Source organism: Micromonospora sp. NBC_00362, assembly GCF_026342155.1.
In the GTDB taxonomy this organism is placed as follows: Bacteria; Actinomycetota; Actinomycetes; order Mycobacteriales; family Micromonosporaceae; genus Micromonospora; species Micromonospora hortensis.
This window is the reverse complement of the sequence record NZ_JAPENH010000001.1, coordinates 2,879,566-2,904,238: the sequence shown is the minus strand read 5'-3', so window position 1 is coordinate 2,904,238 and position 24,673 is coordinate 2,879,566. Positions and strand designations below refer to the sequence as shown.

Below are 24,673 nucleotides of genomic sequence, written 5' to 3'. Positions count from 1 at the left end.
GGACGTTCCGCTCCTTCGGCCCACCCCCAGCGGAGTCCCAGCCAGCGCAGATAAAATGACAGCATGATCGACTCTTCTGCCCAGGAGGGCAGCAGTAGCCAGCCGGGTCGTGCCCGGCATATCCCCGTACCGACGACCCCGGGAGCCCTGAGCGACCCGTGTTGATCGTCGTTGGTCTCCTTCTGATCATTCTTCTCACTGCCGCCACCGGTTACTTCGTGGCGCAGGAGTTCGGCTATGTCGCCGTGGACCGGGGCAAGCTGCGCCAGCTTGCCGATGACGGCGATCAGGCCGCCGCCCGGGCCCTGACCGTCACCAGCCGGCTCTCCTTCGTGCTCTCCGGTGCCCAACTCGGCATCACCGTCACCGCGCTGCTGGTCGGCTACGTCGCCGAGCCGTACCTGGGCGGTGGCCTCGCCGACCTGCTCGGCGTGGCCGGCGTCAGCGAGGCGGTCAGCCTGCCGCTGTCGGTGGCGTTGGCCCTGGTCATCGCCACCATCGTGCAGATGGTCCTCGGTGAGCTGGCCCCGAAGAACCTGGCCATCGCCCGGGCCGAGCAACTGGCCCGGGCGCTGAGCCGCTCCACCCTGATCTACCTCGCCGTCGCCGGGCCGCTGATCCGGCTCTTCGACCGGGCCTCGGTCCGGCTGCTGCGCCGCATCGGCATCGAGCCGATCGAGGAGCTGCCCAGCGGCGCCACCCCGGCGGACCTGGAACAGATCATCGCCGAGTCCCGCGAGGAGGGCAGCCTCGACGCCGAGATGTCCACGCTGCTCGACCGAGGTCTGGACTTCCGCGAGCTGACCGCCGGCGAGGCCATGGTGCCGCGCGTCGACGTGCACACCGTCCGGGCGCACGAACCGGTGAGCCGGGTGGTGGAGCTGCTGGACACCGGCCACTCCCGCTTCCCGGTACGCGGTGCGGAGGGCGTCGACGACCTGCTCGGCATCGTCGGCATCGCCGACGTGCTCGGCGTACCCCCGGGGGAGCGGGCCACCACCCCGGTGAGCGCTGTGGCCGGGCCCCCGCTGCTCGTACCGGAGACGTTGCCCCTACCCACGGTGCTCGACCGTCTACGGTCCGGGCACCGGCAGATGGCGTGCGTAGTCGACGAGTACGGCGGCTTCGCCGGCGTCATCACGCTGGAGGACATCGCCGAGGAGCTGGTCGGCCCGATCCGCGACGAGGACGACCCACCAGAGCGGGCGCCGGCCCGGCAGGACGACGGGTCCTGGGTGGTGCCGGCCCGCTGGCGGATCGACGAGGTCGCCGACAGCACCGGCATCGCCCTGCCCGAGGCCCCCGAGTACGACACCCTGTCCGGGCTTGTGATGCGGGAGCTGGGCCGGGTGCCCGAGGTCGGTGACCGGCTGGAGATCAGCCTGCAACCCGAGGGGGCGGACGGCGAGGACAACGAGACGGAGCCGCGGGCTCTGGTCGAGGTGCTGGCCGTGGACCGGCACGTGGCCGACTCGGTGCGGTTGCAGTTGACCACACCCGAGGTGACCGCGTGAGCCCCGGGATCGCGCTGTTCAGTTCGGTGATCCTGCTGGCGCTGAACGGATTCTTCGTGGCCGCCGAGTTCGCTCTGGTGGCCAGCAAGCGCTACCGCCTGGAGCAGGCGGCGGCGAACGGTGGTCGAGCGGCACGGGCCGCGCTGGATGGCGTCCGCGAGCTGTCGCTGATGCTGGCCGGCGCGCAGCTCGGCATCACGCTGTGCACCCTGGGTCTCGGCGCGCTGGCCGAGCCGGCGATCGAGCACCTGCTCAGCCCCCTGCTGCACGCGGTGGGCCTACCGGACGCGGCCAGTCACCTGATCGCCCTGGTCTTCGCCCTCGGGGTGGTGACCTTCCTGCACCTGGTGGTGGGGGAGATGGCACCGAAGTCGTGGGCGATCACCGACGCGGAGCGCTCGGCGACACTGCTCGCGTTGCCGTTCCGCGCCTTCGCCCGGGTTTCTCGGCCGGTGCTCTCCGCGCTGAACGCCCTGGCCAACGCGATCCTGCGGCTGTTCGGCGTCAACCAGCAGGACCAGCTCGCCCAGGTGCACGGCCCGGACGAGCTGCGGATCCTGCTGGAGCAGTCCCGTGAGCACGGGCTGCTCGGTGCCGAGCAGCACCAACTGCTGACCAGCATGCTGGAGTTGCAGGGCACGTCGGTGGCGCAGGTGATGGAGCCGTTCGCCACCATGGTCACCGTCCGCCGGGACGACCCGGCCGAGCGGATCGAGGAGGTCAGCCGGGACAGCGGCCGATCCCGGCTCGCGGTGCTCGACGAGGCGGGCGACGTGTGCGGGCTCGTGCACGTCCGGGAGGCGGTACGGGTGGTCACCACCGGCCGGGTCGCCACCGCCGGCGAGCTGATGACCCCCGCGTTCACACTGCCCGCGACGTCCTCGGTCACCGAGGCGGTGGCGGCGATGCGGGCCCGGCAGTCACAGCTCGCGCTGGTCCGCAACGGCGGTGGCCCGGCCCGGCCGATCGGCTTCGTGGCCCTGGAGGACCTCCTGGAGGAGGTCATCGGGGAGTTCGACGACGAGACCGACACGGTCCCGCGCGGGCGTCGTTTGCGCTGACGAGCCGACCCGGCCGCACTGACGACGTGCGGCCGGGTCGACGTCGGTGCTGTTCGACGTCGGCGGGCTTGAGATCACCTCGACGGGGTAGGCGCGGCTGGTGCGGGGCGTTCTGTCCCCGTTCCGGGAGGAGGCGCGCGGTGCGGCTGACGGGAGTGTCCCCGGAGTCCGGCGGCACCGGACTCTCCGTGCAGACCACGCTGCCCAACCCGAGTACCCGGCCGGGCCTGCGCCTGCCCGGCCGGGTGACAGTCGCGGCCGGGCCGGAGGACGTGCTGGTGCGGCACATCCGACTCGGCCTCGTCACCACTGTCGAACCGGACGATCCGGCCGCGGCCCGACGTCTCGTGCAGTTCCACCATCTGCCGATCGCTGGCCGGTTCGTCGTGCCGGCCGGTCGGCGGCGGGCGGTCGACTTCGCGTTCCCGCTGCCGTGGGAGACCCCGGTGACCACCTTCGGTGGGGTGCCGCTGCTGAGCCTGCGGATGGGCCTGCGGACCGAGGTGTCGCTCGACCCCGACCTCGACCAGGGGGCCATGGTGCCGGTCTTCGTGCATCCGATCCCCACCCAGCAGCACGTGCTGGCGGCGCTGGACACGCTCGGCTTCATGATCCGCCAGTCCGGGTTGCTGGAGGGCGGGTTGCCGGGGGTGGAGCACACACTGCCGTTGCACCAGCGCTGGGGCTACTGGGTGGGGCCGCTCTACGCCGGCCCGATCACCGAGCTGGAGGTGATCTTCGTGACCAACTCGGCGGGCCTGGAAGCGATCCTCTGGATGGATCGCCGGCTGGCGCTGGCCGGAATCACCCACCAGAGCATCAGCAGGTTCCGGATCTGGCACGAGGACGCCGACCGGCGGGACTGGGTCGCCACAGTGGACGGCTGGATCCGCCAGGCGATCAACCGGCACGCCGCCGCGGCCGCGCACGCCGACTGGTCCGCGCAGATCGCCGGGTCGGCCCACGTCAGCCGCCATCCCGACGAGCCGATCCGATCCGGCTACGGCCTGGGCGGCACCGCCGGCGGCGCCGGCGTGGGAGGCGGCGGCTCCGGCGGCGACGGCACCTGACCGTCCCCCCGGCCCGCGCCCCCGGCCCCGCCCTCTCACCCCCCCGGGCCCGCGCCCCCGGGGCCCCGCCCTCCCACCCCGCGATCTTGCAGTTTCTGCGGCGACAAAACGGCTCAGAATGCGCGTTTCAACGACCGAAAGTGCAAGATCGCGGCGGGCGGGCGGGCGGGCAGGCGGGCAGGCGGCGGGCAGGCGGGCGGGCAGCGAGGGTGGGGGTGGGGGTTGGGGTTGGATTAACCCGCGCTGGCGGTGGCCAGCTTGAGGCTGAAGGCCAGGAACAGGGCGGCCACGGCGGTGGTGCCACCGGCCGCCAGGCGGCGGCGCTGGCGGAACTGGGCGGCCAGGAACGTGCCCGCGAAGATCAACGCGGTCAGGTAGAGCGCGCTGGTCACCTGCGCGATCAGCCCGAGCAGCAGGAACGACAGCGCCGGCCAGGCATAGCCGGGGTCGACGAACTGGATGAAGAACGAGATGAAGAACAGGATCGCCTTCGGGTTCAGCAGGCTGATCACCAGCGCCTTGCGGAACGGGCTGCGCATCGCCGCCGGCTCCGCGGCGTCGATGAGCCGCGGCGTGCTCGGGTCGTTGCGGTCGCGCCAGCGGCGCGCGGCGCCGAGCAGCATGGTCACCCCGACATAACCGAGGTACGCGGCACCGGCGTACTTGATCACCATGAACAGCGGCGGGTACGCCTTGAGTAGCGACGCCACACCGGCGGCGGAGAGGAACATCAGCACCCCGTCGCCGACGAACACGCCACCGGCGGCCCGGTAGCCGACCGCGACGCCCCGCTTGGCCGCGGTCGAGAGCACGAAGAGTGAGTTCGGCCCGGGCAGCAGGATGATGGCCACGGTGCCCAGCACGTACGTCCAGATGTCGGTGATCCCCAGCACGCCCGTCATCATCACGCCACCGGTGCCGTCCGCAGAAGTCTTTCTCGCAGCCTGGCCTGTGCGTTCGGCCACTCGTCGACGGTCATCGCGTACTGCACGGTGTCCCGCCAGGAGCCGTCCGGGCGTTGCCGGTGCATCCGCAGCACCCCCTCCCGGGTCGCGCCGAGGCGTTCGATGGCCGCCTGGGAGCGAACGTTGCGGATGTCGGTGTGCCAGGCGACCCGTACCGCGCCCAGGTCGTCGAAGGCCCGGCCGAGCAGCAGAAGCTTCGCCTCGGTGTTGATCCCGGTACGCCACCAGGACCGGCCGAGGAAGGTGTGCCCGATGGCCACGGCACGCCGTTCCGGATCGATGTCGTAGTAGGAGGTGCTGCCCACCACCACCCCGGTCGCCGCGCATCGCTGCACCCAGGCCACCCGCTCGCCCCGGTGCTGGGCGGCCAGGGCGGTGCGGATCACCTCGGCGGTGTCGGCGGGGGCGGTGGGCGGCGCGACGCTGAGGTGCCGCCACACCACGGGGTCCGCGGTGGCGGCGTGCAACTCGTCGGTGTGCGCCAACTCCAGCGGCTCCAGCCGAACGTGTTCGCCGTGCAGCGGCACCGGCTCGTGCCAGGGCGTGCGGGGCGTCCGCAGGTACGCCGGCAGCGGCGCGGTGACCCCGGAGTCCGGCTCGGGTGCCCCGGCGGTGAGTCGCAGTGGCAGCACGCCGGCCCAGTGCGGGAGGTCCAGGTCGGCCTCGTCCTCGCGGACCCCGCCGGCGCGGGCCCGGACGGACACCTCGCGCAGTGGCAGCGCCAGTACGGCGGTCTCGGCCAACTCCCGACGGCTGGGCGGACGGGTGGCGGTGCTGCGTCCCGCGCCGACCTTCTCGACCAGCGCGGTGAGCATGGCGAGCTTCTCCCGCTCGTCGCTGACCAGTCGGGCGGTGCCGTGCGCGACGACCGAGCGGTAGTTGGCGCTGTGGTGGAACTGGGAACGGGCGTAGACCAGCCCGTCGAGCACTGTCACCGCGACGCAGACCGGTAACCCGTCGTCCCCCCGGGCGGCGAGCAGCGGCCGACTGCCGGTGGAGCCGTGCAGGTAGAGCGTGTCGCCGATGCGGACGTGCAGGGTGGGCAGCACCCGTGGCTGGCCGTCGACGACGAAGCTGAGCGCGCAGTCGTACGCCTCGTCGAGCACGGCGTGGGCGGCGGCCTGGTCGTAGCTCATCTTGTCGCGGGAGCGGTGGGGTGTGGTCCGGGCGGTGGGTGGATACATGCGCGCGCCCCTTTGTTCTAGTACAATCTCTTATTTGTGTCAGCACACTATCAGCTCACCGGTACGACAGCCGTCGAGATTTCGGCCAGCATCGAGTCGGGCATCCGTACGGGCACCCTGTCAGCGGGGGCCGCCCTGCCACCCGTGCGGGCACTCGCCGCCGAGTTGGGGGTCAGCCCCGCCACCGTGGCCCGCGCCTACCAGGAGCTACGCCAGCGTGGCCTGCTCGCCACCGCCGGCCGGCACGGCACCCGGGTGCGCCCCCGCCCGCCAGTGGCCGCCCGCCGCTCCGCGCTGCGCCCCCCACCGTTGCCCGGCACCCGAGACCTGTCCCGGGGTGAACCCGACCCCCGTCTGCTGCCTCCGCTGGGCCCGCACCTGGCGGCGCTCGCCATCGAGAACGGCCCGCCGGTCGGCTACTCCGATGCCGGAGTTCTGCCCGAACTGGCCGAGGCGGCCCGTGCCCGGCTGCGCGCCGACGGCGTACCGGCCGGGGAGTTGACGCTCACCGGGGGTGCGCTGGACGGCATCGAGCGGTTGCTCGGCGCCCACCTGCGCCCCGGCGACGCGGTGGCGGTCGAGGACCCGGGCTGGGCCAACCTGCTCGACCTGGTCGCCGCGCTGGGCCTGCGCCCGATCGGCGTACCGGTGGACGACGATGGACCGCTGGTCGTCGGGGTTGCCGCGGCGCTCGCCGCCGGAGCGCGGGCGCTGATCGTCACCAGCCGGGCGCAGAATCCGACCGGCGCCGCCGTCTCCGCAGCCCGCGCCGAGGCGCTGCGGACACTGCTCGCCGGCCGCCGCGACCTGCTGCTGATCGAGGACGACCACGCGGCCGAACTGGCCCGCGTACCCCTGCACCCGCTCGCCGGTGCGACAGCGAGTTGGGCCTTCCTCCGTTCGGTGAGCAAGCCCTTCGGCCCGGACCTGCGGATGGCGGTCTTGGTCGGCGACGAGACGACTGTGGCCCGGGTGAGCGGCCGTACCCGGGTGGGCGCCGGCTGGGTCTCCACAGTGCTGCAACGCCTGGTGCTCTCCCTGTGGCGGGACCCGGCGGTCACCGAGTTGGTGCGGCGGGCGGCGCAGAGCTACGAGCAGCGCCGCGATGGGCTGCTCGCCGCGCTGGCCGAGCACGGCCTGACCGCACACGGTCGCAGCGGCATAAACGTCTGGCTGCCGGTCGCGGACGAGACCAGCACTGTGACAGCGCTTCGCGACGCCGGCTGGGCGGTGGCCCCCGGCGCGCTCTACCGGATCGCCGCCCCGCCGGCCCTGCGCATCACCGTCAGTTCCCTGGGCCCCGCCGACCTGGCCCCGCTGGCGGCAGCCCTGGCCCGGGCCGAAAACCCACCCCCCTCCCAGGGTTTCCCCACCTGACCCCACCCCGGGGGCCCTCCACGCCCCCGCCCGCGCGATCTTGCGGTTTGTGTTGACGAAATGTCAGACCTGTGCACGTTGGTCGGGGCAGAAAGTGCAAGATCGCGGGGATTCGGGACGGCGGGGACGGGTATGCGGGCGCCCGGAGGTGGGGGACATGGCTTCTGGTGGGGCTCGTAAGGGGATCTGGATCGCGGTGGCGGTGGCGATCATCATCATCGTCATCGTGCTGATCGCGATCGCGTCCGGCGGCGATGGGGGCGGCAACGGGTACTGACGCGTTGCGGCCGGGGCGCCGGGGCGTATCCGGCGGCGAGCATCGAACGGGTATATAACAGTCGACATGGCCGAGAGTGCTCCCGGCGCCCAGCGGTTCATCCCGCCCGACGCCGACACCATCGACGACCTGCGCAACGCCGCCGGCGGCTGCCGGGGCTGCGAGCTGTACCGGGACGCCTCGCAGACGGTCTTCGGCCGAGGCGACGAGAGCGCCCGCGTGGTGCTCGTCGGCGAGCAGCCCGGCGACATGGAGGACCAGAAGGGGCTGCCCTTCGTCGGCCCGGCCGGACGCCTGCTGCGCCGCGCCGTCGACGACGCCGGGTTGGACCCGCGTCACCTCTATCTGACAAATGCCGTGAAGCACTTCCGTTTCGAGTTGCGCGGCAAGCGGCGGATCCACCAGACCCCGGACCAGGCGCACATCACCGCCTGCCGCCCCTGGTTGGTCGCCGAGTTCGCCCGGCTGCGTCCGGAGATCGTGGTGGTGCTCGGCGCGACCGCAGCCAAGGCCCTGCTCGGCCCGTCCTTCCGGGTCACCCGACAGCGGGGCGAGCTGCTGCCCTGGCCGGAGTCGGCCCAACACCCCGCCGACTTCGAGCAGGTGCCGGTGGACAACGCCGGAAAGCGGGCCGACGCGCCGGAGGCTCGGGTGCTGGCCACCATCCACCCGTCCGCCGTCTTGCGGGCCGACGACCAGGACAAGGCGTACGAGGGGCTGGTCGCCGACCTCACCGTCGTCACCCGCGCCCTACCCGGCTGACCAGCCACCCCGCGCGCCGCCGGAAACTGTCCACGATTGACGGTGCGTCGCGGACCGCGTGGGTGGGTAACGGGGGTCGATGGATGTCGACAACGTGGAGCGTCGGGCGGGTGCGCCCACTGCGGCCGCCGGGCGTCGCGGGAGATGGAAGCGGTTCTTCGAGCGGGCGCCCGGCTTGCAGCTCATGGCCGTCTACTGGGTGCCGATGACAGTGCTCATCGGGCTGCCGGTGCGCTGGCTCTTCGACCGCCAGGAATCACTTGACGAGGCCCTGCTGGGTGCCGCGCTGAACGCCGTCTCGATCGGCCCGGCGCTCTACCTGAGCCAGCGGATGGCGGGCGAGCAGGCCGCCCGGCGCGATCCCGAGGGGTACGCGCTGCGCGAGGCGGTGCGTACCGCCACCGTGCCCGAGGACGACGTGGCGCGGGCCGAGCTGCCCGGCTACCTCGCCGAACAGCGGCGGGCCACCTGGGCGGCGCTGCTGGCCATTCTGGGCATCTGCCTCGGGCTGGTCCTGCTCGCTCTGCTCGCCGCCGACAACGAGGGCTTCCCGGTGATCTTCGGCGTGGTCGCCGCCGTCAGTGTGGCCGTCGCCGCACGCACCCTGACCCGGATCCGTCGGCTGGCGTCCCTGCTGGCCGCGCCCAACCCACCGCAAGCGCCGGGATCGCGTGGGTAGGGCGGCTCAGTCGCCTGCCGTGATCTTGCTGAACACGTCTTTGGCGGCGATCAGACCACCCTCGACCAGATAGAGATCCACTCCGCGCAGCACCGTCCCGTCCTCCGCCCGCGGCCAGCCCCACTCGCACAGGACCCGGTCGCCGGCCGATCGGACCGCTCCGAGGGTCGGCCCAGGGCCGAACTGGTCGGCGAAGGCACGGCACACCGCGTCCCGACCCCGCAGGGTCACCGCCGCACCGTCCCAGGCGCTCGGGCTGTAGGTCACGTCCTCGGCGAGGCAGGCCGACACCGCGGCCAGGTCGCCGCGGTGCCACGCCGCGTTGAACCGCTCGACCACCAACACCCCGGCATCGCTCACCCGGGCACCATAGGCGTGGGCCGCGCCGGGAGCGACCCCGTTCCGGCACGACGGTGCGTCGCGGGCCGCGTGGGTAGGGCGTTCGGCTGTCGGCAAAACCCACTGCCGCTGGTCGGTGCGGGTGCGCGAGGATGAGTCACCCCTTCCGACAGGAGCGCCGATGGCGACCGACCTGACCGCGCCGCGTACCGCCGCCCGACCCGACGTCGCGTCGATCCAGCGGCGTACCCTGCGGCTGCTCTTCACCACCCAGATCATCGGCGGGATCGGCGTGACCATCGGCATCGCCGTGGGCGCGCTGCTCGCGGCCCGGATCGCCGGGACGGCGGTGGCCGGTGTCGCGCAGAGCGCCGGGGTGGTCGGTGCCGCGCTGCTCGCCGTCCCGGTCACCCGGATCATGGCGCGGCACGGCCGCCGGCCCGGCCTGGTGCTGGCGTACGCGGTCGGCGCCGTCGGTGGCCTGCTGGTGGTGCTGGCAGCGGCCACCCGCTGGGTGCCGTTGCTCTTCCTCGGCATGCTGCTCTTCGGCGGGGGCACCGCCGCGAACCTCCAGGCCCGCTACACGGCGGTGGACCTCGCCGAGCCGGCCCGTCGCGGGCGGCAGCTCTCCCTGATCGTCTGGGCCACCACCATCGGTGCGGTGGCGGCGCCGAACTTCGCCGCGCTGGCCGACCGCGTCACCACCGGCTGGGGGTTGCCCCCGCTGGCCGGCCCGTTCGCGTTCAGCGCGGCCGCGTTCGTGCTGGCTGCCGTCGTACTCCTCGGGTTGCTCCGGCCCGACCCGCTGCTCACCGCGCGGCGGCTCGCGGCGGCCGACGCGACGGCCACCGATCTGCCGCCGGCCGCCGACGCGACGGCGACCGCGGTGGCGGCCGAGGCGCCGGCGGCAGGTGGTGGCGCGACGCCGGCCGCCGCGCCGGTCACGGTGCGCGCGCCGCGCGGCGCCGGGATGCGTGTGGCCTGGTCGGTGGTACGCGGACAGCCCGCCGCCCGACTCGGCATCGCCGCCGTGGCGGTGGGTCACCTGGTGATGGTGGCGGTGATGGCGATGACTCCGGTCCGGCTCGGTGAGTCGCACGCCGACGCCGACGTGTTGCGGCTGGTCGGCATCGTGCTGAGCCTGCACATCGCCGGCATGTACGCGTTCTCCCCGGTGGTCGGTTGGCTCACCGACCGGCTCGGTCGACGGGCGGTGATCCTCGGCGGGGTCGGGCTGCTGCTGGCCGCCTGCGCGGTCGCCGGCACCGCAGGGCACCACACGCCCCGGCTCTCGGTCGGTCTGGTCCTGCTCGGGTTGGGCTGGTCGGGGACGATGGTGGCCGGCTCGACCCTGCTGTCCGAATCGGTGGCGGCCGAGGTGCGGCCGAGCGTCCAGGGGCTGTGCGACCTGATCATGGGGCTGGCCGGGGCTGGCGCCGCAGTGGTCAGCGGGTTTGTCATGCAGTTCGCCGGATATCCGGTCCTCACCCTGCTCGCGGCGGTCGCGGCGGCGCCCCTCGTGGCGCTAGCGTTGCGGCCGGTGCCGACCGGGGCACCGGACGAGGAGGGCTGATCACTGTGCGGCTGACCGACTTCTGGACGCGGCTGGACGAGGCGTTCGGGCCCGGCTACGCGGCCAGCATCGCCCGCGATCAGGTGCTGTCCCAGCTCGGCGGGCGGACCATCGAGCAGGCCCTGGCATCGGGGGAGCAGACGCACGTGGTGTGGCGGGCGGTTTGTGCCGCGTACCCCGACCGGGTGCCCGCTCGACTACGCTGAGCAGCCTTTTCGCCCGTTCCGCGTGTCACTTGTCGAGTCGTACACCTGTTCGGCTATTGTCCACAGCGGGGTGCTCGTCCACAGCTCGCGGCCCGTCGGCTGGTTTTCTGTCGGACCTAGCGCCTAGCGTGTCCGCGTGACGCGAAGCTCAGCAAAGACGCCGGCGAAGGCAGGGGTGGCAACCATGGCAGCAGGGCCTGACCGGGAGAAGGCACTCGACCTTGCTCTCGCTCAGATTGACAAGCAATTCGGCAAGGGCTCGGTGATGCGGCTGGGTGACCGGCCGGTCGTCCAGACCGCAATCATTCCGACCGGTTCCATCGCGCTCGACGTTGCCCTCGGCATTGGCGGCCTGCCCCGGGGCCGGGTGGTCGAGATCTACGGCCCCGAGTCCAGCGGTAAGACCACTGTCGCACTGCACGCGGTGGCCAACGCCCAGCGCAACGGCGGCATCGCCGCCTTCATCGACGCCGAGCACGCGCTCGACCCGGAGTACGCGAAGGCCCTCGGCGTCGACACCGACGCGATGCTGGTCTCCCAGCCGGACACCGGTGAGCAGGCGCTGGAGATCGCGGACATGCTGATCCGCTCCGGCGCTCTCGACATCATCGTGATCGACTCGGTGGCGGCCCTGGTGCCGCGCGCCGAGATCGAGGGCGAGATGGGCGACAGCCACGTGGGCCTTCAGGCCCGGCTGATGAGCCAGGCGCTCCGGAAGATCACCGGTGTGCTCAGCAACACCGGCACCACGGCGATCTTCATCAACCAGCTGCGGGAAAAGATCGGCGTCATGTTCGGCAGCCCGGAGACCACCACCGGTGGTCGGGCGCTGAAGTTCTACGCCTCGGTCCGGCTCGACGTGCGACGCATCGAGAGCCTCAAGGACGGCACCGACGTGGTCGGTAACCGCACCCGGGTCAAGGTCGTGAAGAACAAGGTCGCCGCGCCGTTCAAGCAGGCCGAGTTCGACATCATGTACGGCAAGGGCATCTCGCGTGAGGGCTCGCTGATCGACGTCGGCGTGGAGCAGGCGATCATCCGCAAGTCCGGAGCGTGGTACACGTACGACGGCGACCAGCTCGGCCAGGGCAAGGAGAAGGCCCGGGAGTTCCTGAAGGAAAACCCGGACGTGGCCGCCGAGATCGAGAAGAAGATCCTGGAGAAGCTCGGCGTCGGGGTCGGCGCGGGTGACGCCGCCGGTGGCCCGGAGCTGCCGCCGGTCGACTTCTGACCGGTCGCTGACCCATGGCAGGACGACGTGCTCGTACGGGGCGGGGCTGGGATGCCAGTCCGCCTCGTACGGGCGACGCCACCGATGCGCCCCGCCCTCGGCGAGGCCGCCGGGGTCGGTCCGAGGAGGCCGACGCCGTCGAGTCTCCGGCGCCTCCGCGCGACGAGTCCGAGGTGGCCCGCGAGATCTGTCTGCGCCAGCTTGCCGTCCGGCCCCGCACCCGGGCCGAGCTGGCCGGGGCGTTGGCCAAGCGGGGCATCTCCGAGGACGTCTCGGCCGAGGTGCTCGACCGGTACGACGAGGTCGGCATCATCGACGACGCCGCGTTCGCGCGGGCCTGGGTGTCCAGCCGGCACGCTGGGCGCGGCCTCGCGCGCCGGGCGCTCGCCAACGAGCTGCGCCGCAAGGGCGTGGACGGCGAGGTGGCCACCGAGGCGCTGGGTGAGCTGGACGAGGAGACCGAGGCGGACACCGCCCGTGGCCTGGTAGAGCGCAAGCTGCGTACCGCCCGAGGCGAGCCGGACGCGGTCTTCCGCCGGCTGGTGGGCATGTTGGCCCGCAAGGGCTACCCGCCTGGTGTGGCCATCCGAGCGGTGAAGGACGCGCTCGCCGCGCAGAGCGCCGAGGCGGCCGAGTTCGCCGAGCAGATCGACGCCGACGCGCTCGCCGACGCCGAGGGCGAGTTGGAACGCGACAACCGTCTGGTCGACTGAGCGCACGCGATGGGTGTGTCGCCTCATGCTGAGGACCGCCCGTCGGGATGAGCACCGGCGCCCGCCGAGCGACCGCGATCTTGCACTTTCTGTCCCGACGTCAGGGGCATTCCGCCCATACTGACAACCGAAACTGCAAGATCGTCGGGACTTTCTCGCCCGGCCGCAGCTCTCACGCGCCAGTGTCGACCTTCAAGTTGGAGCGATCTTGAAGTGACGAGCCCGACGAGGGCTGGGCGCGAGCGGGGGGTCGCTGGTGTCACAAAGTCGGGTCTTACGCGGGGTGCCGCCGCCGCTGAACAGGCACGACATCCGTATCGAGGCCGTCGGCTCGCGGAGTTTGTCCGCTCCTGTCCGACGCGACATGAGCGCGTGGTGACGGTTCAACTTCTCTCCGTTCGGGGGGTTTGATCATGAGTCCTTGACCAGAGCACCCCCGGCGACCTAGCCTCGCCATACAGGCTCACATTGCCCGACCAGCGCAGGCTAAGCGCACAACATAGATCGCGTAACAGAACAGCATCACTTTGGCCGACTCCGCGGCCTTTGGCGGCAGTTCCGGACAGGCCGGTCCGGAACGCTGCGACAACTGCACCCGGTCGCCGACGCTGCCCCATGGGCACCGCCGGCGGAGAAAGCTACCCACGGCCAGCCGCTCCGGTCGGGCGTCCACAGCCGCAGGAGTGTGCCCCCGGCACGGTCGCTGCGGTCTCGACGTTAGGGGAGGCGGCCATGGCGGGGCGGCGGCACAGGTTCATCGGTAGACCCGACGGGGTCCCGGCATGAACGCGTTCGACGTCGTGCTCCTCGCGGCCGTCCTCGTCCTCGCGGTGGTGGTGATCGGAGCCGTGTTGGTCGGCATCCGGACCATGCGCCGAATGGGCGCCGCGCCGGCTCCGGAGGATCCCGCCTTCATCGCGGAGAAGGACCGCCAGGAGCAGTCCCTGGCTGCCCTGCGGACCGCGGCCGACGAGGCGAACAGCACGATCGACGTGGCGAAGTCAGCTGCCGCCGCGGCCCGTACCGAGGCGGCGGCGGCGAAAGCCGAGGCGAAGGCGGCCCGCGCCGAGGCGCGGCGGGTCCTCGACGACGCCCGGGCCGAGGCGGACACCGTCCTGGAGCGCGCCCACAAGCAGGCCGAGGCGGACGCCGAGCAGTTGCGCACGGCAGCCCGGCGCAGCGGCGAGCGGGAGGTCGCGGTGCTCGCCGCCACCACCCGGGAGCAGGCCGCCGAGGTGGAACGTCGGGCAGCTCGGATGGACGAGCGGGAGCGGATGCACACCGAGGAGGTGGAGCGGTTCGCCGAGCGGGAGCGGCAGCTCACCGCCGCGAAGGCCGCCCTCGCCGCCCGGGAGGCCGCGCTCGCCCAGCGCGAAGCCGAGCTGACCGAGTCGGAGGAGCTGCGCCGCCGGGAGCTGGAGCGAATCGCCGGGCTCACCGCCGACTCCGCGCGACTGGAGCTGGTCGACGCCATCGAGACGTCTGCCAAGCGGGAAGCGGCGCTGCTCGTGCGGGACATCGAGTCCGACGCGCGCAACACCGCCGAGCAGCGCGCCCGACACATAGTGGTGGACGCGATCCAGCGGGTCGCCAGCGAGCAGACCGCGGAGAGCGTGGTCAGCGTCCTGCACCTCCCCGGTGACGAGATGAAGGGGCGGATCATCGGCCGGGAGGGGCGCAACATCCGCGCCTTCGAGTCGGTGACCGGCGTCAACCTGATCATCGACGACACCCCCGAGGCCGTACTGCTCTCCTGCTTCGACCCGGTCCGTCGCGAGGTGGGCCGGGTGACCCTGGAGAAGCTGGTCCTGGACGGGCGCATCCACCCGCACCGGATCGAGGAGGTCTACGACCTGGCCCGGCAGGAGGTGGAGCAGCTCTGCCTCCGCGCCGCCGAGGACGCCCTGGTCGAGGTCGGCATCACCGAGATCCACCCGGAACTGGTGACCCTGCTCGGCCGGCTGCGCTACCGCACCTCGTACGGGCAGAACGTGCTCAAGCACCTGGTCGAGACCGCCCACATCGCCGGCATCATGGCCGCCGAACTGCGGTTGGACGTGCCGATCATCAAGCGGTCGGCGTTCCTGCACGACATCGGCAAGGCGCTCACCCACGAGGTGGAGGGCAGCCACGCCATCATCGGCGCGGACCTGGCCCGCAAGTACGGCGAGCACGAGGACGTGGTGCACGCCATCGAGGCGCACCACAACGAGGTACCCCCGCAGACCATCGAGGCCGTGCTCACGCAGGCTTCCGACGCCTGCTCGGGTGGTCGGCCGGGCGCGCGCCGGGAGAGCCTGGAGGCGTACGTCAAGCGGCTGGAGCGGATCGAGGAGATCGCGGCCGGCAAGCTCGGTGTGGACAAGGTCTTCGCCATGCAGGCCGGCCGGGAGATCCGGGTCATGGTCAAGCCGGACGACGTCGACGACATCGGGGCGGCAGTGCTGGCCCGGGATGTGGCCAAGCAGATCGAGGAGGAGCTGACCTACCCGGGTCAGATCCGGGTCACAGTGGTCCGCGAGTCCCGGGTCACCGAGATCGCCCGCTGAACAGCCCGATCACCAGGAGCTCAGCAATATCGGGGTGTCCCCTTCTTGGGGACACCCCGATGTCTGAAAAATCGAGTCAATCATGCGCGTGCTGCTTGGCGGCGCGGCCCGGCGGGACGCCTGGCTGCCCACGTCGCAGGTCAGCCCTGCGGTTCACTGATGGTGTTGCCGCCGACCGGAGTCGCACCGGTGGCGATCCGCCGCTGCGCGCGGAAGCCACGCTGACGGCTGCGCCGGTCCAGCCAGTTGGCCAGCGCGGTGAGCAGTGAGTTGATCACGATGTAGATCGCGGCCACCACGATCGCCGCGGCGACGATGTTGCCCTTGTTCGCGGCGAGGTCGTTGACCCCGCGCTGGAGCAGTTCCGGGAAGGCGACGATGTAGCCGAGCGCGGTGTCCTTGAGCAGCACCACCAACTGGCTGACGATGACCGGCAGCATGGCCCGGGCGGCCTGCGGGACGAGGATCAGCTGCATGACCTGGCTCTTGCGCATGCCGATGGCGTACGCGGCCTCGGACTGACCGCCGGGCAGTGAGCGGATTCCCGCCCGGAACGCCTCCGCGAGGACCGAGCCGTTGTAGAGGGTCAGCCCGATCACGACGGCCCAGAAGGCGGTCACCGGCCCCTTGATCACGAACGGCACGCCGTAGAAGATGAAGAAGATCATGAGGAGCAGCGGAACGGCACGGAAGAACTCGACCACGGCGCCGGACGGGATGCTGATCCAGCGACGCTCGGAGAGCCGGCCGACCGCGAAGATGATGCCGAACGCCAACGAGAGCACCATGCCGACCGCAGCCGCCCAGAGTGTGGCGAGCAGACCGGGCCCGATGAACTGAGTCCAGGTGGTGGCCTCGGTGAAGGGCTTCCAGAGCTGCCCCTCCCACTGGCCCGCCTCGTCGAACTTCGAGTAGATCCACCAGAGCAGCCCGGCCAGGGCGACACCGAAGACGACGCTCAGTACCGCGTTACGGATCCGTGCCCGAGGCCCCGGGTGGTCGTAAAGGACGGAGTCGGTGCTCATCAGCGCTTCACCGCCAGTCGGTTGGCCAGCCAGCCGAAGGCGTAGCCGGTGGGGATCAGGAACGCGGCGAACGTGCCGGCGAAGACCAGGAAGATCATGATGACCGCGTCGCCGTTGTCATTGATCAGCTGCTTCATCACGTTCGAGGACTCCATCAAACCGATCGTGCCGACGATCGTGGCGTTCTTGCAGAGCGCGATCAGGATGCTGCCCAGCGGCGCGATGACGGAGCGCGTGGCCTGGGGCAGCACCACGATCCGTAGGGTCTGGGCGAAGGAGAGGCCGATCGCCCGGGCCGCCTCGGCCTGCCCGGCGGGCACGGTGTTGACCCCGGACCGCAGCGCCTCGCAGACGAAGGAAGCCGTGTACACCGACAGGCCGACCACCCCGAGCCAGAAGTTGTTCAGGTCCAGGTCGTCGGAGAGGGTCAGGCCGAGCGTGGAGTACAGCCCGAAGAAGCAGAAGAAGACGACCAGGGTGAGCGGCGTGTTACGGAAGATGTTGACCCAGACTGTTCCGAAACCGCGCAGCACGGGAACCGGCGAGACCCGCATGGCGGCGAGCAGCACGCCGAGTGTCAGCGCGAACACCGCCGACGCGCCGGTCAGCTTGAGGATCCAGATAAAGCCCGACAGGTAGGCGTCGAAGTTAGTCGGATCGGCGAATACGTGCATGCGTCCGCTCCCGGGGGCAGGTCGTCGGCGTCGTCACGGGCCGGGGGCCGACACCCGTGTCCGGATGTCGGCCCCCGGGACCGGTCAGACGCTGCTGCAGTTGGTCAGCTTGGTGGTGTCCAGCTCGGGCGCGGCCTTGCCGCTCTTGCCAAGACTGGTGTCCCACGCGGCCTTGTAGGTGCCGTCGGCGGCGGCGGCCTTGAGGATCTCGTTGACCTTCTCGCAGCCGTCCTTGTCATCCTTCTTCAGGCCGATGCCGTAGGGCTCGGTGGAGAAGGTCTTGCCGACGACCTTGAACTTGCCGGCGAACTGGGACTGGGCGGCGTAGCCGGCGAGGATGATGTCATCCGTGGTGACGGCGTCGACCTGGCCGTTCTCCAGCAGCGGCAGGCACTTCGAGTACGCGTCGAACTGCTGCAGCTTGGCCTTCGGGTAGTCCGACTGGATCCGCTTGGCGGGCGTGGATCCCGAGGCCGAGCAGACCTTCTTGCCCTCCAGGCCCTCGGGGCCGGTGATCGTCGAGTCGGCCTTGACGAGCAGGTCCTGGCCGGCGATGAAGTACGGTCCGGCGAAGTTGACCTTCTGCTTGCGCTCGTCGTTGATGGTGTACGTCGCCACCACCAGGTCGACGGTGCCCTGCTGGATGAAGGGCTCCCGGTTGTTGGAGACCGTCGTCTTCCACTCGATGTTGTTCGCGTCGACGCCGAGACCCTTGGCGATGATCTTGCCAATCTCGATGTCGAAGCCCTCGTACTGGCTTCCGGTCTGCAGACCCAGGCCAGGCTGGTCGGCCTTGACGCCGATCACGAGCTTCTTCTGGCTCTCTGCCTTGCCGACGATGCCCTTGGCGCCCGAGCTGCCGGTGCTGCCGCCTTCGTCCCCGCCACAGGCGGTCATGGTGACGGCCAGAGCCGCGACCGCGGCGACTGCCGCAATGCGCTTCAAACGCATACTCTTCTCCTTCTTCAACGGAGCCCACCGAGGTGCGGCGCGCTCCACTACGGACGCCTAGTGCGTGAGGATCTTGGAGAGGAAGTCCTTGGCCCGGTCGCTGCGCGGGTTGTCGAAGAACTCCGCCGGCGAGGCGTCCTCGACGAGCTTGCCGTCGGCCATGAAGATGACCCGGTTCGCCGCGTGCCGGGCGAAGCCCATCTCGTGGGTGACCACGACCATCGTCATGCCGTCGCTGGCCAGCGAGGTCATCACGTCGAGCACCTCGCCGACCATCTCCGGGTCCAGGGCGCTGGTGGGCTCGTCGAAGAGCATCGCCTTGGGCTGCATGGCCAGCGCCCGGGCGATGGCCACCCGCTGCTGCTGACCGCCGGAGAGTTGGGCCGGGAACTTGTCCGCCTGGTTGGCGATGCCGACCCGGTCCAGCAGGGCCAGGCCGCGCTCGCGAGCGGCGGTCGGCTTCTCCTTGCGGACCTTGATCGGGCCGAGGGTGACGTTCTCCAGGATGGTCTTGTGCGCGAAGAGGTTGAAGGACTGGAAGACCATGCCCACCTCGCTGCGTAGCTTCGCGAGGGGCTTACCCTCGGCCGGCAGTGGCTGGCCGTCGAAGGTGATGGTGCCCGAGTTGATCGGTTCCAGTCGGTTGATCGCGCGGCACAGCGTCGACTTGCCGGAGCCGGACGGGCCGATCACCACGACCACCTCGCCCCGACCCACCGACAGTGAGACGTCGTCCAGCACGTGCAGCGGCCCGAACCACTTGTTGACCGCGTCCAGCACGATGAGCGGTTCGCCCGTCGTCACGTCGTCCACCGTCCCCTGTCGTCTCCCGGATCGGGGTCGGTTGACCCCCGGTGCGGCCACTGTAGGCGGCCTGATGTGGCAGAACGCAACCCAGCGGGTCACGGAGCGGTAACACCGGTCACGATCGTTGTCAGGCGTCCGATTTTGGTCACCGGATGGGCGGTCGCGGTGGCGATCGTGGCGCTCTGTCGCGATCATGGGTGGATGACCGAACCCGTACGGTTGACCAAGTACGCCCGCGGCGGTGGCTGCGCCTGCAAGATCCCGCCGGGCGAGCTGGAGATCATGGTGGCCGGTCTCGGCCCGGCGACCGGCACCGCCGAGTTGCTGGTCGGGTTGGACCACGGCGACGACGCGGCGGTGGTGCGCCTGGATGAGCGGACCGGCCTGGTCAGCACCGCCGACTTCTTCACCCCGGTGGTCGACGACGCGTACGACTGGGGTCGGATCGCCGCGGCCAACGCGCTCTCCGACGTGTACGCGATGGGCGGCACCCCGCTGGTGGCGCTCAACCTGCTCTGCTGGCCGCGCGACGTGTTGCCGCTGGAATTGGCTCGTGAGGTGCTTCGCGGCGGCCAGGACGTGGCGCGGGAGGCCGGCTGTCACCTGGCCGGCGGCCACAGCGTGGACGACGACGGCCCGAAGTACGGTCTCGCGGTCACCGGCACGGTCCGACCGGAGGAGCTGATCACCCTCGACGCCGGGCGGGCCGGGGTGCCGTTGTCCCTGACCAAGCCGCTCGGGGTGGGTGTGCTGAACACCCGGCACAAGGCGACCGGGGAGAGCTTCCCGGAGGCGGTGGCCACGATGAGCGCGCTCAATCGGGAGGCCGCCCGTGCGGCGGTCGCCGCCGGCATCCGGTGTGGCACCGACGTGACCGGGTTCGGGCTGCTCGGGCACGCCTCGAAGCTGGCCCGGGCCAGCCAGGTCACGGTGGCCATCGACACCGCCCGGGTGCCCTATCTGGCCGGCGCGCGGGAGGCGCTGCGCGACGGGTTCGTCAGCGGCGGCAGCCGGCGCAACCTGGAGTGGGTGACCCCGTGGACCGACTTCGGTGCGGCGGACGAGGCGGAGCGGCTGCTGCTGGCCGACGCGCAGACCTCCGGTGGCCTGCTGGTCGCCGGCGAGGTGCCCGGCGCTCCGGTGGTAGGCGAGCTGCTGCCCCAGGGCGAGCACCGGGTCGTCCTGCGCTGACCGGGGGCGGTCGACCTGCGGCAGGACACGCGGTGGCGGTGGCGGGGATGGGCCACCGTACCCGATAAACTGTCACCTTCCCGCTACTCGGAGCAATGCCGCTCAGGGAAATTTTGCCCGGAATGGTCACAGACCGGTAACTTGCCCCCGGCTGGGGTCAAATGCCCCCCACCATCGTGTGTAAGGCCCGATCCGGAGGCCGGTGGGGACGAACGCAGCGAGGAGGCGGAATGACCGAGCTGTGGAACTGGAGAATCGACGGGGCTCAACCCGTGGAGGTCTACCCGGCGTTGGCGGAGGCGCTTGGTCGGGTGGTGATGCCGCTGGCGGTGGCCGACCCGGCGCGGCTGCCGGCGTACGCGGTGGTGTGTGACGTCTGGCAGGCGCCGGGCGAATTCGCGACGGTGGTGGACTGCTACGGGGTGCCCGAGCAGCTCTCCGAGCACGCGAGCATCGCCGCACTGGCCCGATTGCTGGGCCGCAACTGCCTGTTGCGCGACGACACGCTCGACGCGGGTCGGCACCTGCTCGTCGCTCCGGACGGCACGGTCCGTCCGGTGCACTTCGACGTGCGGGACACCGAGGACGGTGAGGTGCTCAGCAGGCTGCGGCTGTGCTCGCTGGGTGACCCGGGTTGTCGGGGCTGGTCGCAGTGCCACCGCTCGCGCTGGGCGCCCGACACCGTCGCACCGGCGCTCGCCGCGGCCTGACCCTCTTCAGGGTCAGGCCCGGCCGGGTGCCGTGCCGGTCAGCGGCGATCAGTTGGCGGTGGTGGCCGACCGGTCGGTGGTGCCCGATCCGGCGCCCCGCACCACCAGTTGGTCGAGCAAAGTGCGGGTCGCCTCGGCCACGGCGGCCACCGCGGCGTCGAACGCGGCGGCGTTGTGCGCGGCGGGCGCTCGGAAGCCAGAGATCTTCCGGACGTACTGCAACGCTGCCGCCTCGACGTCCGCGTCGGTCACCTGCGGGGTGAACGGCTCACGCAGCGTCTTGATGCTCCGGCACATGTCAGCTCCTCCTCCGTCCACCGCTGACTGCCACTCGCCGTGCCGGCGGTGGTACCGACGGTGACACTGGGTCGATATTTGTCTATCCTGGTCACGGACCAGAGCCGTTCGAGCCACAGCCGCCGCTCGCGCTCCCAGCGACCCGGGCCCCCGGAGACTCATTGTGGACCATGCCCCCACCCGCCCATCCCGTCCCGACCTAGACGATCTCACCCGTAGCCTGCGCGTTCCGCTGGAACGGATCGCCGTCGAGCACGCCGATCTGATCGAGTCGGTGCGCAGCCGAGTCGTCACCAACGACTCCGTGCCGTCCGGCATCGTTGCCGTCGCCGCCTTCAACTCGTCCATCTGAGTGATGGTCTGCCGGTGCGGTCCGCCCGGAATGGGCGGATCCTGCCGGCGGATCAGCCAGTTCGTGTTGAAGGTGCACAGCCGGTGCGACCTCAGCTGCGACCACTGCTACGTCTACCAGCACGCAGACCAGACCTGGCGTGGCCGTCCGACGCGGATGCCGCCGGCCACCGTCCAGGCCGCCGCACGGCGCATCGCCGAGCACGCCCGCGCGCACGAGTTGCCGGTCGTGCACGTGGTGCTGCACGGGGGTGAGCCGCTGCTGCTGGGGGCCGCCGGGTTACGGGAGGTGTTGGCCGAGCTGCGCAGGGCGATCACCCCGTGGGCGCGACTCGACCTGCGCATGCAGACCAACGGCGTGCTGCTCGACGAGGAACTGTGTCGGCTGTTCGTCGAGTACGACGTGCGGGTCGGGGTCTCCTTCGACGGCGACCGGGCCGCCAACGACCGCCACCGGGTCTTCGCCCACGGCGGCAGCAGCCACGACCACGTCCGCCGGGCGCTGGCCCTGCTCCGACAGCCGGAGCACCGCGCCAGCTACGCCGGCATCCTCTGCACGATCGACGTCCGCAACGATCCCGACCGGGTGTACGAGGCGCTGCTGGCCGAGAGCCCGCCCCGGGTCGACCTGTTGCTGCCGCACGCCACCTGGGACGATCCGCCGGAGCGCCCCGGGTCCGCGCCCACCCCGTACGCGGACTGGCTGGGGCGGATTCACCGGCGATGGGTGGACGACGGGCGGCCGGTGTCGATCCGGATGTTCGAGGCGCTGCGCCCGGGCGGCGGCGGCACCGAGGCGTTCGGCCTCGCACCAGCCGATGTGCTGGTCATCGAGGCCGACGGGACTTGGGAGCAGGTCGACTCACTGAAGACCGCGTACCACGGCGCGGCCGGCACCGGTTTCGACGTTTTCGACCACTCGGTGGACGAGGTCACGCGGCACCCCGGGGTCGCCGTCCGGCAGGACGGCGTGGAAGGGCTCTGCGCGACCTGCCGGGCCTGCCCGGTGGTCGACCGGTGCGGCGGCGGCCTGTACGCCCACCGCTGGCGCACCGGCTCCGGCTTCGACAACCCCTCGGTGTACTGCGCCGATCTGCTCCGCCTGATCGACACCGCGGACGCCTACCCGCCGCCCACCGCATCCGCGTCGGGCGAAGGGTCGACCACCTCGCCCGTCGACGGGTTGCTGGACGACCTGGCGACCGGGCACGGCTCGGCGTCGACGCTCGCGCTGCTCGCCGACACCCAGCTCTCCATCACCCGGGCGCTGCTGGCGGCCTGTCGGGACGGGTCGGGCACCACTGCCGCCTGGGAGTTGCTCGTCCACCTCGACCAGGCGGCGCCGGAGGCGGTGCGGGCGGTCCTGGCGCATCCCTTCGTCCGGCCCGGGCTGGTGCATCGCCTGGACTCGTCGGCCCCGCCCACCCTCGGCGCGGCTGTCGACCCTCTGCCGGCCATCGCCATCGCCGCGGCGCTGCGGGCCGGTGTCCCGGCCGCGTTGCACGTCCCGGTGCTGGCCGACAGGATCACGTTGCCCACGCTCGGCAGCCTGGTGCTGCCCGGCCTGGGGGAGAGCGCCGAGGTGACAGTCCGGCCCGGCGAGCTCCAGGTCCGGGGCGGGTCGGTCGCGCAGACGGTGCTCCTCGATCCGCTGGCGCCGCCGTCGACCGGCTGGTTTCCGACCCGCGACGTGTCGGTGCCCGGTAACCGGTTGCTCCTTGAGGACGGTGACCCGTACCGCGACTGCTACGGCCAGCCGGTGGAGTCCCGCCTGGACGGTCCGGCGGCGCGGGCGTTCGGCCGTACCCTGGCGGCCGCCTGGCGGGTGGTGCACCGGGACGTGCCGGCGCACGCGGCAGCGCTCGACGGCGGTCTGCGTGCCGTCGTTCCGTTGGCGCCCGACCCGGCGCGACCACTGCGGAGCGCGACCGCCCGACACGCGTTCGGCGCGGTCGCCGTCACCCCCCATCCCGATCCGGAGACGATGGCGGTGCTGCTCGTGCACGAGTGGCAGCACGCGAAGCTGGGTGCGGTGCTCGACCTGTACGACCTCGTCGAACCCGGGCAGGGCCTTCGGATCCGGGTGCCGTGGCGCCCCGACCCGCGGCCACCGGAGGGCGTCCTCCAGGGGGTGTACGCCCATCTTGCCGTCACCCAGGTCTGGCAGTCCCGGGCGGTCACCGACGATCCGGGCGCGTCGGCGCACGCGGCCCACTTCCTGGCGTGGACCCGGGACGGCGTCGACGCGCTGCTGGCCAGCCGGTCGCTCACCGCTGCGGGTGAGCGGTTCGTCGGCCAGCTGCGCCACGCCCTGGAGGCGACCCGTGTCGGGTCCAGATGAGCACCCACCGCCCAGACTGGGCCGTCGCCGCCTCGCCGACGACCTGCGGGCGCTGGGCGTGCGCCCGGGGGTGTGCCTACTGGTGCACTGCGGCCTGCGTCGGGTGGGCCCGTTGGAACACGGCCCGGCGACCCTCGCCGGCGCGTTGCGCGACGTCCTCGGCCCGGCCGGCACGCTGCTGGTGCCCACCCAGACCGACGGCAACTCGACCACCTCCCGGGTCCACCTGGCGGCCACCGCGGGCATGGACCGGGCGCAGCGCGAACGGTACGAGGCGGCGCTGCCGGGCTGGGACCGCCGGACCACCCCCTCCCATCGGATGGGGGCGCTCGCCGAGTACGTCCGGTGCACCCCCGGCGCCGTGCGCAGTGACCATCCGCAGACCTCGTTCGCCGCGCTCGGCCCGCGGGCCCGGCAGCTCACCGACGGCCATGACCTCACCTGTCACCTGGGGGAGCGCTCACCGGTCGGCGGCCTCTACGCGGCGGACGGGCAGATCCTGCTGCTCGGCATCGGCTACGAGGTGTGCAGCGCCCTGCACCTGGCCGAGTACCGGCTGCCGGTGCCACCGCCCGAGCGGGACTACCACTGCTTCCGGCTCGTCGACGGTCGGCGGGTCCGCCTCGACTTCCGGGCCCTCGACCTGGACGACCGGGACTTCCCGATGGTGGGCGCCGCGCTCGACGACACGCCGTTGGTGCGGCACGGTCGGGTGGGGCGGGCCGACGCCCGCCTGCTGCCGGCCCGGGCCGCTGTCGACTTCGCGACTGCTTGGTTCACCACGAACCGGTTGGCGGCGCGACGTTGACGCGGGGACTACGCTGAT

The 24,673-nt window shown here is 71.6% G+C and carries 24 protein-coding genes; 16 read left to right on the top strand and 8 right to left on the bottom strand.

Going from position 1 to position 24,673, the window contains the following annotated elements; genetic code table 11:
* Positions 1-158 precede the first annotated feature (158 nt).
* The 3 genes from OG992_RS13175 (at position 159) to OG992_RS13165 (ending at position 3,645) form a co-directional block, all read left to right on the top strand.
* Complete coding sequence (locus OG992_RS13175) at positions 159-1,514, top strand: hemolysin family protein (RefSeq protein WP_238686791.1); 1,356 nt, start codon at positions 159-161, stop codon at positions 1,512-1,514.
* Entirely contained in the window at positions 1,511-2,575 is a 1,065-nt protein-coding gene (locus tag OG992_RS13170) for a hemolysin family protein (RefSeq protein WP_210787401.1), read from the top strand. Before OG992_RS13175 ends, OG992_RS13170 begins: the two co-directional genes overlap by 4 nt.
* A 140-nt stretch (positions 2,576-2,715) precedes the next feature.
* Positions 2,716-3,645, top strand: a complete 930-nt coding sequence (locus OG992_RS13165; RefSeq protein WP_238686790.1) for a sporulation protein — start codon at positions 2,716-2,718, stop codon at positions 3,643-3,645.
* A 233-nt stretch (positions 3,646-3,878) separates the two neighbouring features.
* Here OG992_RS13165 and leuE read toward each other — a convergent pair whose 3' ends face one another.
* Both leuE and OG992_RS13155 read right to left on the bottom strand, forming a co-directional pair.
* Positions 3,879-4,550 carry a leucine efflux protein LeuE gene (leuE, locus tag OG992_RS13160; RefSeq protein WP_266303364.1) on the bottom strand — a complete coding sequence of 224 codons (672 nt, stop codon included), beginning with the start codon at positions 4,548-4,550 and terminating at the stop codon, positions 3,879-3,881.
* On the bottom strand, positions 4,550-5,794 hold the full coding sequence (locus OG992_RS13155; protein ID WP_266303363.1) for a bifunctional pyridoxamine 5'-phosphate oxidase family protein/GNAT family N-acetyltransferase: 1,245 nt from the start codon (positions 5,792-5,794) through the stop codon (positions 4,550-4,552). The genes leuE and OG992_RS13155 overlap by 1 nt, the downstream gene beginning before the upstream one ends.
* 36 nt (positions 5,795-5,830) lie before the next feature.
* Between OG992_RS13155 and OG992_RS13150 the strand changes: the two genes are divergently transcribed.
* From OG992_RS13150 to OG992_RS13140, 3 genes are all read left to right on the top strand, one after another.
* On the top strand, positions 5,831-7,171 hold the full coding sequence (locus OG992_RS13150) for an aminotransferase class I/II-fold pyridoxal phosphate-dependent enzyme (RefSeq protein WP_266303362.1): 1,341 nt from the start codon (positions 5,831-5,833) through the stop codon (positions 7,169-7,171).
* Between the two features lie 343 nt (positions 7,172-7,514).
* Positions 7,515-8,210: a UdgX family uracil-DNA binding protein gene (locus OG992_RS13145; RefSeq protein ID WP_238686787.1), complete on the top strand. Its 696-nt coding sequence runs from the start codon at positions 7,515-7,517 to the stop codon at positions 8,208-8,210.
* 79 nt (positions 8,211-8,289) lie between these two features.
* On the top strand, positions 8,290-8,889 hold the full coding sequence (locus tag OG992_RS13140; RefSeq protein WP_266303361.1) for a hypothetical protein: 600 nt from the start codon (positions 8,290-8,292) through the stop codon (positions 8,887-8,889).
* Positions 8,890-8,895: 6 nt separating this feature from the next.
* On the opposite strand, the gene OG992_RS13135 is transcribed toward OG992_RS13140, so the two are convergent.
* Positions 8,896-9,249, bottom strand: coding sequence for a nuclear transport factor 2 family protein (locus tag OG992_RS13135; protein ID WP_266303360.1), 354 nt, complete (start codon positions 9,247-9,249; stop codon positions 8,896-8,898).
* A 160-nt stretch (positions 9,250-9,409) separates the two neighbouring features.
* Here OG992_RS13135 and OG992_RS13130 point away from each other — a divergent pair, with 160 nt between their 5' ends.
* The 5 genes from OG992_RS13130 to rny all read left to right on the top strand — a co-directional run bounded on the left by OG992_RS13130 (position 9,410) and on the right by rny (position 15,500).
* Positions 9,410-10,801 carry an MFS transporter gene (locus OG992_RS13130; protein ID WP_266303359.1) on the top strand — a complete coding sequence of 464 codons (1,392 nt, stop codon included), beginning with the start codon at positions 9,410-9,412 and terminating at the stop codon, positions 10,799-10,801.
* A gap of 5 nt (positions 10,802-10,806) precedes the next feature.
* Complete coding sequence (locus tag OG992_RS13125) at positions 10,807-11,007, top strand: DUF3046 domain-containing protein (protein WP_030489422.1); 201 nt, start codon at positions 10,807-10,809, stop codon at positions 11,005-11,007.
* 184 nt (positions 11,008-11,191) lie between these two features.
* Positions 11,192-12,238 (top strand): recombinase RecA, encoded by a 1,047-nt coding sequence (recA, locus tag OG992_RS13120; protein WP_007456801.1) that lies wholly within the window; start codon positions 11,192-11,194, stop codon positions 12,236-12,238.
* Between the two features lie 14 nt (positions 12,239-12,252).
* Entirely contained in the window at positions 12,253-12,951 is a 699-nt protein-coding gene (locus tag OG992_RS13115; protein ID WP_266303358.1) for a regulatory protein RecX, read from the top strand.
* 782 nt (positions 12,952-13,733) lie between these two features.
* On the top strand, positions 13,734-15,500 hold the full coding sequence (gene rny / locus OG992_RS13110) for a ribonuclease Y (protein WP_266303357.1): 1,767 nt from the start codon (positions 13,734-13,736) through the stop codon (positions 15,498-15,500).
* 140 nt (positions 15,501-15,640) lie between these two features.
* Here the strand turns inward: rny and OG992_RS13105 are convergent, their stop codons facing one another.
* From OG992_RS13105 to OG992_RS13090, 4 genes are all read right to left on the bottom strand, one after another.
* A complete protein-coding gene (locus OG992_RS13105; protein ID WP_238687105.1) occupies positions 15,641-16,525 on the bottom strand; it encodes an amino acid ABC transporter permease in 885 nt (294 codons plus the stop codon).
* Complete coding sequence (locus tag OG992_RS13100; RefSeq protein ID WP_238687104.1) at positions 16,525-17,199, bottom strand: amino acid ABC transporter permease; 675 nt, start codon at positions 17,197-17,199, stop codon at positions 16,525-16,527. Before OG992_RS13100 ends, OG992_RS13105 begins: the two co-directional genes overlap by 1 nt.
* Positions 17,200-17,283: 84 nt before the next feature.
* On the bottom strand, positions 17,284-18,150 hold the full coding sequence (locus OG992_RS13095) for a glutamate ABC transporter substrate-binding protein (protein WP_238687103.1): 867 nt from the start codon (positions 18,148-18,150) through the stop codon (positions 17,284-17,286).
* A 57-nt stretch (positions 18,151-18,207) separates the two neighbouring features.
* Positions 18,208-18,963: an amino acid ABC transporter ATP-binding protein gene (locus tag OG992_RS13090; RefSeq protein ID WP_238687102.1), complete on the bottom strand. Its 756-nt coding sequence runs from the start codon at positions 18,961-18,963 to the stop codon at positions 18,208-18,210.
* Positions 18,964-19,158: 195 nt separating this feature from the next.
* Between OG992_RS13090 and selD the strand changes: the two genes are divergently transcribed.
* Both selD and OG992_RS13080 read left to right on the top strand, forming a co-directional pair.
* Complete coding sequence (selD, locus tag OG992_RS13085) at positions 19,159-20,148, top strand: selenide, water dikinase SelD (protein ID WP_238687101.1); 990 nt, start codon at positions 19,159-19,161, stop codon at positions 20,146-20,148.
* Between the two features lie 230 nt (positions 20,149-20,378).
* A complete protein-coding gene (locus tag OG992_RS13080) occupies positions 20,379-20,858 on the top strand; it encodes a hypothetical protein (protein ID WP_091400520.1) in 480 nt (159 codons plus the stop codon).
* A gap of 48 nt (positions 20,859-20,906) precedes the next feature.
* On the opposite strand, the gene OG992_RS13075 is transcribed toward OG992_RS13080, so the two are convergent.
* Entirely contained in the window at positions 20,907-21,155 is a 249-nt protein-coding gene (locus OG992_RS13075) for a DUF2277 family protein (protein ID WP_238687100.1), read from the bottom strand.
* Between the two features lie 163 nt (positions 21,156-21,318).
* On the opposite strand from OG992_RS13075, the gene OG992_RS13070 reads away from it, so the two are divergent.
* From OG992_RS13070 to OG992_RS13060, 3 genes are read left to right on the top strand one after another with little or no spacing between them, the layout of a single operon-like run.
* A complete protein-coding gene (locus OG992_RS13070; protein ID WP_238687099.1) occupies positions 21,319-21,507 on the top strand; it encodes a hypothetical protein in 189 nt (62 codons plus the stop codon).
* 30 nt (positions 21,508-21,537) lie between these two features.
* Entirely contained in the window at positions 21,538-23,847 is a 2,310-nt protein-coding gene (locus OG992_RS13065; RefSeq protein WP_266303356.1) for an FxsB family cyclophane-forming radical SAM/SPASM peptide maturase, read from the top strand.
* Positions 23,831-24,655 carry an aminoglycoside N(3)-acetyltransferase gene (locus tag OG992_RS13060; RefSeq protein ID WP_266303355.1) on the top strand — a complete coding sequence of 275 codons (825 nt, stop codon included), beginning with the start codon at positions 23,831-23,833 and terminating at the stop codon, positions 24,653-24,655. Before OG992_RS13065 ends, OG992_RS13060 begins: the two co-directional genes overlap by 17 nt.
* The last annotated feature ends 18 nt before the right edge of the window (positions 24,656-24,673 follow it).